The 12,096-nt window shown below is 51.4% G+C and carries 8 protein-coding genes; 1 reads left to right on the top strand and 7 read right to left on the bottom strand.

Annotated elements, in window-relative coordinates; translation table 11 throughout:
* Nucleotides 1-193: 193 nt before the first annotated feature.
* The 3 genes from M4D81_RS29935 to M4D81_RS29945 form a co-directional block, all read right to left on the bottom strand.
* Entirely contained in the window at nucleotides 194-901 is a 708-nt protein-coding gene (locus M4D81_RS29935) for a PIG-L deacetylase family protein (RefSeq protein ID WP_100540310.1), read from the bottom strand.
* 35 nt (nucleotides 902-936) lie between these two features.
* Nucleotides 937-1,893, bottom strand: a complete 957-nt coding sequence (locus tag M4D81_RS29940; RefSeq protein WP_260069138.1) for a GNAT family N-acetyltransferase — start codon at nucleotides 1,891-1,893, stop codon at nucleotides 937-939.
* A 97-nt stretch (nucleotides 1,894-1,990) separates the two neighbouring features.
* Entirely contained in the window at nucleotides 1,991-3,136 is a 1,146-nt protein-coding gene (locus M4D81_RS29945; protein WP_260069139.1) for a serine hydrolase domain-containing protein, read from the bottom strand.
* 436 nt (nucleotides 3,137-3,572) lie between these two features.
* Between M4D81_RS29945 and M4D81_RS29950 the strand changes: the two genes are divergently transcribed.
* Nucleotides 3,573-5,714, top strand: coding sequence for an alpha-amylase family glycosyl hydrolase (locus M4D81_RS29950; RefSeq protein ID WP_260069140.1), 2,142 nt, complete (start codon nucleotides 3,573-3,575; stop codon nucleotides 5,712-5,714).
* Between the two features lie 619 nt (nucleotides 5,715-6,333).
* Here M4D81_RS29950 and M4D81_RS29955 read toward each other — a convergent pair.
* From M4D81_RS29955 to M4D81_RS29970, 4 genes are all read right to left on the bottom strand, one after another.
* Nucleotides 6,334-8,370 (bottom strand): methyl-accepting chemotaxis protein, encoded by a 2,037-nt coding sequence (locus M4D81_RS29955; protein ID WP_260069141.1) that lies wholly within the window; start codon nucleotides 8,368-8,370, stop codon nucleotides 6,334-6,336.
* 131 nt (nucleotides 8,371-8,501) lie between these two features.
* On the bottom strand, nucleotides 8,502-9,344 hold the full coding sequence (locus tag M4D81_RS29960; protein WP_071221547.1) for a sugar ABC transporter permease: 843 nt from the start codon (nucleotides 9,342-9,344) through the stop codon (nucleotides 8,502-8,504).
* Nucleotides 9,344-10,657, bottom strand: a complete 1,314-nt coding sequence (locus tag M4D81_RS29965) for a sugar ABC transporter permease (protein ID WP_216532937.1) — start codon at nucleotides 10,655-10,657, stop codon at nucleotides 9,344-9,346. The genes M4D81_RS29960 and M4D81_RS29965 overlap by 1 nt, the downstream gene beginning before the upstream one ends.
* A 97-nt stretch (nucleotides 10,658-10,754) precedes the next feature.
* Nucleotides 10,755-12,065 (bottom strand): sugar ABC transporter substrate-binding protein, encoded by a 1,311-nt coding sequence (locus tag M4D81_RS29970; RefSeq protein ID WP_260069142.1) that lies wholly within the window; start codon nucleotides 12,063-12,065, stop codon nucleotides 10,755-10,757.
* Between the last annotated feature and the right edge of the window lie 31 nt (nucleotides 12,066-12,096).

Raw genomic sequence — 12,096 nt, forward strand, 5'->3', positions numbered from 1 at the left:
GAGAGGAAGCCTCCATATGGAAGACTTCCTCTCCTGTTTGTATTCTCTATATGATTCCGTACGTGTTCCCCCGTAACATCACTCATTATATCAAAAGATAGGTATAATGTCAGTGGATGTTTTGGCATTTCCCACAATTTTTTTGTGATTTCATTAGGTATTATTCCAATTGTCTGGATGTAAAAGCATATAATTAGAAAAACTGTAATCGTTTAGTCAATGCACCTCTCGGCACGGCAAAGGCTTGTGCCCGCTTGAAGTTCACCGGAGCCCCCCTTACAATCGTGAGCGCTTTGTAATATTCGATAAACGGGAAGCCATACGTTTCCCCACGCGCATAAGCATACACGTTCATGGCTCTCACCCAAGTTTCATAGGCTTCGTCCGGAATATCGATAAACACCTCAGGGTGAAAATCGTACGGGTCCTCCCAATTGTCCGCATAGTATAAATGCTGGGCATAATGGGCCGGAAGCTCTCGTTCAATCGTCTTCAGCCCTGCATAGAAGCGGGCGTCCTCCACAATGTAATGGGTATTGGAGTGGTCCTTGTGGATGCTCTCCTTCCAATGCGTGATGATGATATCGGGCTTCACTTCCCGTATGACGTCCGCTACCTGATATTTCACTTCCTCATCGAGCGGCAGCTCGGCATCCTTGTAAGCAAGGAAACGGACATCCGCGCCAACGATATCGGCAAATTGGTGAGCCTCGTCAATCTTCTGCTTCGCGTATTCCTCCGGCGTCAGACGGGGGTGTCCCTTCTCCCCTGGCGTTAAGTGAAGAAACGTTGCTTTGTGGCCAGCTTGTGTGTATTTGGCGATCACGGCGCCCGCCGTAAGATCCATATCGCCCGCATGTCCGCCAATCGCCAAAATATGATGCTGCTTTGCTTCCGTCAAATCGGATCTCCCCTTTGTATGAAAAGTAGTAGAATCTATTGGAGCGTTTTGCTCATAATATCGAACCGGCGCGTCACATGAAATCCGGCCTTGCGGTACAGATGCCCTGCCGGGCTTTGTTCGCCCGTCCAGAGGAACCAGGCTCCATGCAGCCCCTGCGCACGCATAAGGGCGAGGCAATCATATAACAGAATTTTCCCAAGGCCCTTCCCTTGCATCGACGGGTCCACGCCAAACGGTCCAAAGCGTTCAGCCACGCCTTCATATCCGTTATTCAGGCAGAATCCCACCAGCTTTCCTTGATCGCGCGCGATCAGGATCTGATCCGTTGTTAATCGCTGCAGCAATCCCTCGCGAATCGCCCGACCCCAATCCGGGTTAAACACGTCCGTCGCAAAATCGATCAGTTCCACCAAATCGCTGTCCTGAGCCAGCATGAAGGTGAAGCCTTCTTGCTCACGCTGCCGCTTTAATTCCGCAACCTCCGGCGGCATACGAAAATGCACCAGGGAGCGATCCATCGCAACCGCCGTATAATTGTGGGTAAAGCCGCTTGCCGCAAGCCACGCCAAGCCCTCCGGATAGCGCTCGCCATCGATTCCAGGAACGATATAATTCGGGGCATACGAGGAGAAAAAGACTTTGCTGCGTCCATGATCGCGAAGATAGTCTTCGCCTTCCTGCAGCAGCCGCGATGCCACCCCCTGTCTCCGAACCGATGGATCGGTATAAAAGAAGGTGATCCACCCGCGATCCGGCTCCAGTTCGGTTCCGATCATCGGCAGCCTCCGGCGTACCGCATACAGGACGCCTACTATACAGCCCTCCTTCTCCGCAATCCGCAGTCCTTGCGGATCAAAGTTCGGATCAAGCAGCACCAAGTTCCGAAAGCGAAGCCGAGTCATGGGATCTCCCGGTAGACAGGCATTCCACAGGGTAGTGATAGCGTCTTCGTCTCCAGGCCGGTAAGCCCTGTAGGCTAAACTCGTCATTGCATATTCCCTCCTTATTGTCGTCATGGTTCAGATTTGCTTGGATTCGCTTCCATTGCCGCGAAACGATGCCAATCGAACACGACTCATTCCCATCTCACCATGTCACGCTTCCCGTCAATGCGTTGTGGACCTGGGCCCGCAGCTGGGCAACGCTGCTGCTCCGTCCCCCGTATACGCGGTTTGTCAGCAGTACGACCGCGAGATCCAGCTCGGGATCGATCCACATGCTGGTTCCGGTAAATCCGGTATGTCCGTAACAGCCTGGGCCCATCCAATCACCTGAAGCGTCCATCTTATCCCTTTTCAGTACCCACCCCAGGCCACGATTGGAGCCTTGAATATGCCCCGTATGGGTACGAGTAGCCGTAACCGCCGCCGCCCTAGATAAGACGCGGAATTCGCCGCCTCCTGTCTCTGGACTCACCGTTGCGGGGATCGCCCCTTGTGCCAGCCACATTCGGGCGTATTGCAGCAGATCGCCTGCGGTCGCAAACAAGCCGGCATGACCGCATACACCACCCAAGGCCCGTGCCTTCTCGTCATGCACAATTCCGCATAGATGATCCTGGATGGTTTCCTCATACTCCGTTGCTGCATAGCGGCCAGCCTGTTCCGGCGCAGGAGTCAGCGTCGCATGACGCATGCCGAGCGGATCCAACACCCGTTCCTTTACTACCTGCTCTAAAGACATTCCCAGTACCTTCTCAATCATGCAGCCAAGCGCCAAATACCCCAGATCACTGTAAATCACCTCGGTATCCGGCTTGGTCACGAGCGGTGCGGAAAGAACGGCATCCCACATCTGCTCCGTATCCCAGCCCTGCGAATGCAGGTTCATGTCCGCCTGGAGCCCGGAGGTATGCGTGAGCAGCTGTCCTACCGTAAGCTCTTCTTTACCGGCCGTTCCGAATGGAGACAGAATGTGACTTACTTTTGTGCTTAAGGTCAAGACTCCCTCATCGATCAATTGCAGAATCAACGGGAGTGTAACCACCACCTTCGTTAAAGACGCACAATCGTATAACGTATCCCTGCTGACCGGCACAGGCTGACCCTGCTTTGGTCTGGGGTTGGCATAACCGGCACTATAAAACCACTGCTTGCCTTCATGCATGACACCCAACACGGCACCCGGCGTCGTACCCGCGGCTATTTCGCGTTCAATGGCGGTGCACGCCGCCTTCACTCCCTTGATTCCCAAGCCCAGCTGCTCTGCACCGGCTTCCGCGCTGCTCGCCATCCCATCTTCCCTCCTTTGCTGCAAGTCCTTAAGTTTGGAATACTAAATAACAGACACATCTTTTAACTCCACAGTACCTTTAAAAATGTAAACGTTTCCTAAACCTATTATATGGCCTGTAAAATTTTGTTTCAATATTAATTAATTATTATAAAATTTAATTTCACCACATCCTACTTAAATTTTCCTTTTATTTGGATATAACATATTGACACTTGAATACGCTTCCATTTACAATAATGTTGAAATCAAACACTCGCATAATTTAAGGGCCATGCATTCCGTCACCGCACACCCGGTATGGAACAACCCCGGTTTCTCTACAGGAGATTCCGGGGTTTTTTGTTGCCCGATTTAGTATGGGAGGTGAAACTCAAGCAGCCGATAAGCTAGTAAAACCAGCCTTCTCTATATCAATTACATAGGAGGAATGACGATGAAAAAGTTTTACAAACTGACAACTGCTCTTGCCCTTAGCTTGTCCCTGGCCTTGAGCCTTCTCGGCCCTGCTCATGCGGCCCCGGATACTTCGGTGTCCAATAAACAAAATTTCAGCACGGATGTCATTTATCAAATCTTTACGGACCGTTTCTCCGACGGCAATGCGGCCAACAACCCGACCGGACCTGCCTTTGACGGTACCTGTACCAATCTGAGGCTATACTGCGGCGGTGACTGGCAAGGGATCATTAACAAAATCAACGACGGCTACCTGACCGGCATGGGCGTTACCGCCATCTGGATCTCCCAGCCTGTTGAGAACATCTACAGCGTCATCAACTATTCCGGCGTGAACAACACCGCTTATCACGGCTATTGGGCCAGAGATTTCAAGAAAACGAACCCGGCTTACGGCACGATCGCCGATTTCCAGAATCTCATCGCAGCCGCTCATGCCAAGAACATCAAAGTCATCATCGACTTCGCACCGAACCACACCTCTCCCGCTTCATCGGACCAGCCTTCATTCGCGGAGAACGGCAAGCTGTACAACAACGGCACCCTGCTCGGCGGATACACGAACGATACACAGAATTTGTTTCATCATAACGGAGGCACCGATTTCTCAACAACAGAGAACGGGATTTACAAAAACCTGTACGACCTTGCCGACCTGAATCACAATAACAGCACCGTGGATACCTACCTGAAGGACGCCATCAAAATGTGGCTCGATCTGGGCATTGACGGCATTCGAATGGACGCGGTGAAGCATATGCCGTTTGGCTGGCAGAAGAGTTTCATGGCTACCGTCAACAACTACAAGCCGGTCTTCACCTTCGGCGAATGGTTCCTCGGTGTGAACGAAGTAAGCGCCGAGAACCATAAGTTCGCCAACGAATCCGGCATGAGCCTGCTGGACTTCCGTTTCGCGCAGAAGGTACGCCAGGTATTCAGGGACAACACCGACAATATGTACGGTCTGAAGTCCATGCTGGAGGGCTCGGCAACCGATTACGCGCAGGTGGAGGATCAGGTTACGTTTATCGATAACCATGACATGGAACGCTTCCACAATAACAGCGCTAACCGCCGTAAGCTGGAGCAAGCGCTGGCCTTCACGCTCACTTCCCGCGGCGTGCCGGCCATCTATTACGGAACCGAGCAATACATGTCCGGCGGCAACGACCCTGACAACCGGGCACGAATTCCTTCTTTCTCTACAACGACGACAGCTTACCAAGTAATTAAAAAGCTGGCGCCACTGCGCAAATCCAATCCGGCCATCGCCTATGGAACGACCCAAGAGCGCTGGATCAACAATGATGTGCTGATCTATGAACGCAAATTCGGCAGCAACGTGGCGCTTATCGCTGTAAACCGCAACGTGAATACGCCGGCCTCCATTACCGGATTGGCGACTTCATTGCCTGCAGGCAGCTATGCCGACGTGCTTGGCGGACTTCTGAACGGCAACAGCTTGACCGTTGGCACAGGCGGAGCAGCTTCCAACTTTACGCTCGCTGCGGGCGGTACGGCCGTATGGCAATATACCACGGCCGTGACTTCGCCAACGATCGGGCACGTAGGACCGATGATGGCCAAACCAGGCGCAACCATCACCATTGACGGCCGCGGCTTCGGCGCAACCAAAGGCACGGTATACTTCGGCTCAACGGCCGTAACAGGCGCTAACATTACGGCATGGGAGGACACGCAGATCAAAGTGAAGATCCCTGCGATAGCCGGTGGTGTATATAACATCAAAGTCGCCAATAGCGCTGGCACTTCAAGCAATGTACACGACAACTTCGAAGTGCTGACCGGGGATCAAGTCAGCGTCCGGTTTGTGGTGAACAATGCCACCACTGCGCTCGGACAAAACGTGTACCTGGCTGGCAGCGTAAGCGAGCTCGGCAATTGGGATCCTGCCAAAGCCATCGGACCGTTGTACAACCAGGTCATCTACCAATACCCAACCTGGTACTATGACGTCAGCGTACCGGCAGGCAAAACCATCGAATTCAAATTCCTGAAAAAACAAGGCTCGACGGTAACGTGGGAGGGCGGCTCGAACCATACCTTCACGGCTCCAACGAGCGGCACAGCCACCATTAACGTGAACTGGCAGCCGTAAGCCCATAAAAACGCACCATTCCTCTGCTGCTCCGGCTACCGGCACAACCACCGTGAATGGGTATAGCCGCCGACCATAAGTCTTTACCGAAGAGCGGCACCTTAACAAAACCAGCTCCGGGACAGTTCCCGGAGCTGGTTTTAATTCATGTAGGTTAATAAATGATTCCAGCAACAATACTCGGTAACCGAAGTAACCGATTGATCCCTGTCCCTGCACAACTTAAAAAGCGATTCCCAAAGGGAGAGCGTCCCAGCAGGTAGTAACTCAACAAGCGCACGAGGAAACTCAACGGACCCGCGCTATTTTCCAGCACGCCCGTAACACGCCTCCAACAAAAAGCCGATGAAGTTGGTTTCCCTTCATCGGCTTTTTTCGTCCCCCCACTAGCGTAAATGGTTTGGTGTTTAGCATGCAGTAGCGAAAGAGGACGAATCGATTCCGGAAAAACGATAGTGGTCGCCTTTGCCCCCGATTTTCTACCGCAGAATTATAATTCCAAGAAAATTGGGGGCAACAGCGATTGGAGGAACGATACGTACTCGCAGCGCCTCACTTCAACGGAGCATGCGGAGTGCTGCATAAGCCACCCACCATTTCACGTAGTAAGAGTAACCATTTACGTCCTAAATATCACCAATGACTTGCGCAAGTCCTCCGACAGCTCCTCCAAGCGTGAAGACAGGGCAACCAGCTTCTCGCTCACCTTGAACTGCTCGGATGACATCGAAGCAACCTCCTCCGTGGCGGCGCTGGTCTCTTGAACGATCGAGCTGGCCTCCGAGATCGAGTCGGTCAGGGTAAGCTGAGAACCGATCAGTACCTCTACCGACCGGGTCGATTCGCGGATCTCGGCTAATAGAACATCCATCTCGTCGCGTACATGATCGAATACGCCCTGGGCTTCCTGTACCGAATGCAGCTGCTCGTCAAAGAGCGGTGATGCCGACGTCAAAGCATCAACGGAGCCTTGTACTTCAGAGCGGATATCCTTGATCATCGCGCCTACGGTCTGGATCGATTCCTTGGAACGATCCGCCAAGCTGCGCACTTCATTGGCTACGACCATGAAGCCGCTGCCTGCTGCCCCCGCACGGGCCGCTTCAATCGTCGCGTTAATGGACAGCACGTTGGTTTGATGGGTGATCTCCGACATCAGCTCCAATATTTTGTGAATCGACGCAGTGTTATCCTTCAGCTTCTCCGCATTCTGGACAATGGCCCGGTTCACTTGATTAATCCGCGTGGATTTCTCCACCAGATTGTCCATATGCCGTGCGCCCATTCCCGTCACCTGAAGCACGCGATCAGCCGCGGCCTCCATCACTTGATTCGAATCCGATACCTTACTCATCTGAACGCCAATGTTCTCAGCCAGCTGATTCTCCCGTTCGGCCTCCATCGCCAGGCTTGCGCTTCCCTGTGCAATCTGCTCCATGGCCGATGCAATTTCACCAGCCGTCAGCGAGGTTCCCTTCGATACTCCCGCCAGTTCCTCCGCCGTGGCCAGCACTTGCTTCGCGGAAGCATTCGTCTGATCGACCAAAGCCGAAATTTGCCCCATCATCCGGTTGAAGCTGTGGCCGAGACGACCAATTTCATCCGCACGCCGGAACTCGGTCCGAACCTTCAGATTCCCCTGCTCTCCCTCTTCCATCAGACGGCACATCTGATTCAGGGGGCGGCCGATGGAACGCAGCATATAATAGCCTAGCAGTATCGCAACCAGAACCGCAGCCACAATAACCCCGAGCGTTACAACCAATAGTTTGTCCGTGGCTTGCACAAAATCGCTAACAGGAGCAAAGCCGACCATATGCCAAGGAGCCGTCTTCAGCGGGGTATACACCACCATCTGCTCGTCGGCGGTGTAATAAATCCCTCCTTCTTCGGCATCTTGAGGAACCGTGATGGCGGACGGCTGCATCAGCTGAGCCGAGTCCATGTCGTGTACGATCCGGTTATCCTCGGCAACGATTCGCATCCGGCCGTTGTTCCCTATTTTTAAATTGGCCAGCACCCCTCCGACCGCCTCTTCCTTGATATCCATCAGCAGGATATACTGCGCATCCGGATTCTGCAGATTTTTCAGCAATCTCCCCATCGACATGGTAGCGGTTTTCTCGTTCTCCATAAAGCCTTGAGCCTCGGTCGGAAACCATACCGGTTCGCCATCGGCCTGTATAATCCGGTCCATCTTCGCCTTCACGCTATCTGCGGAAGACATTCCCGTTAAGCCCGTTGAGTTATAGGAGCTTTGAGCTTGAAGATTGGGTGCAACCAGGCGCATGCCCTGCAGACGTTTATCCGAAGAAGCCATCCCGTTCAATTTCTCCCGGATTCGGTTCTCGGCCTGCGTTTTGTCCCGAATGCCGATACCCGCCGTACTTACCGTAACGAGGTCCTCGCGAAGAACCGTATCCAGCGCCCATTGCCGGGAAGCGGCTTCATATTGGGCCAGCAAGAAATCCAGCTTGTCCGCCGCCTGCATCATCTGCCCCGAAGTCGCTTCCGACACCTGATCCATCACCGTGTCTTTGGAGATGGAATACGATAATAACCCGAGCGCCGAGGATAACAGCACGATCGTGGTAAAAAAGATAACAAACAGTTTCATCCCAACCGCTTTGAATTGAAAACGTCTCATCATGTTCATATGTATATGTCCCCCTGCATCGCATGTTTGAAATGCAAAAAGACACAGCTAGCGGTTACCGGCTGTGTCTCTTCGCTGTTCTCTCTATCTATCTGTCTTATGATGAATTCATACGATTAGCTATCCGTACCTTACCCCTTGCTTGCACCAGCCGTCATGCCATCGACCAGCAAACGCTGCAGGAAGACAAACAGCAAGGTGATCGGCAGTGCGATCAGCACGGATGCCGCCGCGAACAACGTAAAGTTACTGTCCTGGGTGGAGTTGACGAGATCCCATAGGCCGACGGCGAGCGTCCAGTTTTCTTTTGTCCGGAGCACAAGTCTCGCAAAGATAAAGTCTACCCATGGACCAACGAACAGCGTCAAGCCCATATACGTGATCATTGGCTTCGACAACGGCAGAATGATTTTGCGGAATATCTGGAAGTTGGTAGCTCCGTCGATCTTCGCCGCTTCATCCAGACTTCGCGGTATCGTATCCAGGAAGCCTTTCATGATCAGGGTTCCGCCTAGCGGCGCCCCTGCCGCATACACGATAATCATCGCCGCATGCGTGTTCAGCAGATCCAGGGAGTTCAGCAGGATATACAGCGCGATCATACTCATGAAGCCCGGGAACATCCCCAGCACGAGAATGACCGATAGCGCATTCTGCCGGCCTTTAAACCGGAATCGGGAGACCGCATAACTTGTTAGCAGGACAAGAATGGTCCCGATAATCATGGAGAATATCGCAATTTTCAACGTGTTCATGTACCATGTGCCAAACAGAAAGCTCTGGGACGTAAACAATTCTTTATAATGACTGAGCGTAAAAGATTCTGGAATCAAGGACTTGCTGTACAACGACTTTCCGGGACGGAAAGAGGCCAGAACAATCCAGAGCGCCGGGTAAATACAACCGATCGCAATGATGACAAGCGTGATGTAACTTGCCGTCAGGCGAATCGCATTTCTCATTTTAATTCCCATTATTGGATCATATCCTCCTCTTTAAAGGATCTGGTTCTGCGATAATTGTAAATCGAGAAGGTCGCAATAATCATGAAGATGATAATACCGATGGCCGATGCCATGCTGTACCGCTGCTGATCCAGCGTCAGTTTATAGAGCCAGGTTACCAGCAGGTCCGTCGCACCCGCGTATTGATAATCACCTACAACCGGGTTACCGTTTGTCAGGAGGAAAATCAAGTTAAAGTTGTTAATGTTACCGGCAAATTGCGTAATCAGCACCGGTGCCGTCGAGAACAAAATCATCGGCAGGGTGATGATCTTGAATTTCTGGAATCCAGTCGCCCCGTCCACATCGGCCGCTTCATAAAGATCCTTCGGAATCGTAGTCAGGACACTCATAACGAGAAGCATGGATACCGGGATACCTACCCACATATTAACGATAATAACGGTCACTTTGGCCCAGACCGGATCGGTCAGCCATGGCAGGCCTTCCAAACCGAAATATCTTAAATACTGGTTGATCGGTCCGAATTGCCCGTTAAACATATTACGCATAACGAGCAAGGAAATCAGCTGCGGAATCGCATATGGAATGATCAGAATGACACGCCATACGCCTTTGAAACGAATTCCTTTTTGTTGAATAAGGAGTGCAACGAGCACACCGCCAAAATACGTCGTTACCGTTGCCAGCACTGCCCAGATGATCGTCCAGGTCAGGACGCCGAAGAACGTATGGCTCCATGATTTCAATGCAACGAGATTGGTGAAGGTTTTGAAACCGACCCAGTCAACCAAATTTGCCGGCGGCAGATTGTTTGGAGCGGAATAGTTCGTAAACGCCAGCATGACCATGAAGATAATCGGCATGACCGTAAAAAACAAAATACCGATGGCCGGCAGCGTCAGGAAAGATTGCGCGAATTTCCATTCAAAAATATAGTAAAGGGTCTGTCTGAAGTTGTTGGGTTTTCCACCCTGTTCCCTTAGTTTTCCAGCGTTATATGCGTTTTTGATATTGGCGTAATACCCAATAAGAAAAAGCGCAAACATAATCATGGTGATAAGTCCTTCAATCAGCAGATTGATGGAATGGTCACCTGCTACCATTTGGGTTAACCCGTTGACTTTCTCTAAATGGCTTCCCTGTTCCCCCAAAGTTGTCATTCCCCAGATGGCATCACCCAGGTTGTTGATGAAGTAATACAGACTGAATATACCTACGATAAGTAAAATAACGCCTTTGATCCATTGCCGATTGTAAAGCTGACCCAGACCCATACAGATGGCTGATAATACGGCTGCTGTCGTACGATGTTGACGCATGCTCCCTCCATTCTCCTCTCCATATAATCGAGGAATCACCCGCCGGTTGTTCGGCGGGTGAACTTCTTCATCTATCTCGCATTATATAAGAACGTAATTACTCGCCAGCTCCACCACTGTTGAGATCTTTCACTTGATTTACAGCTTTATCAAGCGTTTCTTTCACGTCTTTGTTGTTATCCCAGATCTCAGCCAGTGCAGCGCCTACAGGAGACCATACGTTAGCCATTTCAGGAACGGATGGCATCGGTTGGGAAGATTTGAACTGCTCTGTAAATGCCGATACATACTCGTCATTCTTGATTTGATCGTCTTCCTGAGCTTCGTTGTTAGTTGGAACCGATCCAACCAGTGCGCTCAGTTTCAATTGAGCTTCCTTGCTTGTTGCAAAGTCAGCGAACAAACGAGCGGCTTGCGGATATTTCGTGAACGAGCTTACGTACCAAGCTTTGATACCGGAGAACGATACAGCAGGCTGGCCGCCGATGGTTGGGATTGGAGCAACGCCAAGCTTGTCGCCAAGCGCTTCTTTGTATCCGCCGAGCTCCCATGGTCCGTTAATGTCCATAGCCAGGTCCCCGCCCGTGAACAATCCGCGTTTGATATCAGGCGTAATGTCGCCGGATTTAACCGGAAGAATTTCTTTCAGGCTTGCATACACTTCCATACTCTTGACTGCGCCTTCGTTGTTGAGGCCGATATCGTTGACATCTGCGCCGCCGTTACCGAAGATGTAGCCGCCATTGGAAGCAAGGAATGGATATGCGAAGTACAGGTTGCCTGTTTCGAACATGATTCCATATTTGTTTTTGGATTTGTCTGTGAAGGTTTTGCTGAACTCAATAACTTCTTCCATCGTTGTTGGAACTTCTTTTACCAGGTCTTTGTTGTAATACATCAGGTATGTTTCAGCAGCGCGCGGGTATCCGTACAGAACACCGTTATAGCTTACGCCTTGGATAGCGGCTTCCGAGTTGCTGCTCTTCGTTTTTTCTTCGAAGTAATCATTTGGCAGAACCAGGTTTGTAGCTACGGCCTTACCCAGATTATCGTGAGGGAACAATACAACGTCAGCGCCCAATCCGGATGGTCCGTCTTGTTGAAGCTTGGTAACTTGGTCGGTTGGGGACAATTCTTCGATGGTTACTTCAACGCCGTATTTCTCGGTAAATTCTTTAGCAACCGCATCGGTGTAGGCTCTTTCGTCTCTACTTTCCCATACGATCAATTTAGCGCCTTCCTCTGGCTTAAGTTCCGGTGCTTCTGTATTTTCGGCCGGCGTCTCCTGGGCTGGTGGATTCTCAGCAGGTGCCTCAGCAGCAGGAGCAGGTGAATTTCCTCCGCACGCTGTAATGGAGAACGCCAACGTGAAGGTTGCAGCTAGCGTAAGTAGTTTCTTCATCTTCATTCCATGATTACCCCTCTCAATAAATGATCAG

Origin of the sequence: Paenibacillus sp. p3-SID867 (genome assembly GCF_025142895.1) — a bacterium.
In the GTDB taxonomy this organism is placed as follows: Bacteria; Bacillota; Bacilli; order Paenibacillales; family Paenibacillaceae; genus Paenibacillus_AQ.

What these genes read in the sequence shown, in the direction of transcription:
- M4D81_RS29940 (WP_260069138.1), bottom strand. Translation starts at nt 1,893, where the DNA reads ATGACGAGTTTAGCCTACAGGGCTTACCGGCCTGGAGACGAAGACGCT.
- M4D81_RS29945 (WP_260069139.1), bottom strand. Translation starts at nt 3,136, where the DNA reads ATGGCGAGCAGCGCGGAAGCCGGTGCAGAGCAGCTGGGCTTGGGAATC.
- M4D81_RS29950 (WP_260069140.1), top strand. Translation starts at nt 3,573, where the DNA reads ATGAAAAAGTTTTACAAACTGACAACTGCTCTTGCCCTTAGCTTGTCC.
- M4D81_RS29955 (WP_260069141.1), bottom strand. Translation starts at nt 8,370, where the DNA reads ATGAACATGATGAGACGTTTTCAATTCAAAGCGGTTGGGATGAAACTG.
- M4D81_RS29960 (WP_071221547.1), bottom strand. Translation starts at nt 9,344, where the DNA reads ATGGGAATTAAAATGAGAAATGCGATTCGCCTGACGGCAAGTTACATC.
- M4D81_RS29965 (WP_216532937.1), bottom strand. Translation starts at nt 10,657, where the DNA reads ATGCGTCAACATCGTACGACAGCAGCCGTATTATCAGCCATCTGTATG.
- M4D81_RS29970 (WP_260069142.1), bottom strand. Translation starts at nt 12,065, where the DNA reads ATGAAGATGAAGAAACTACTTACGCTAGCTGCAACCTTCACGTTGGCG.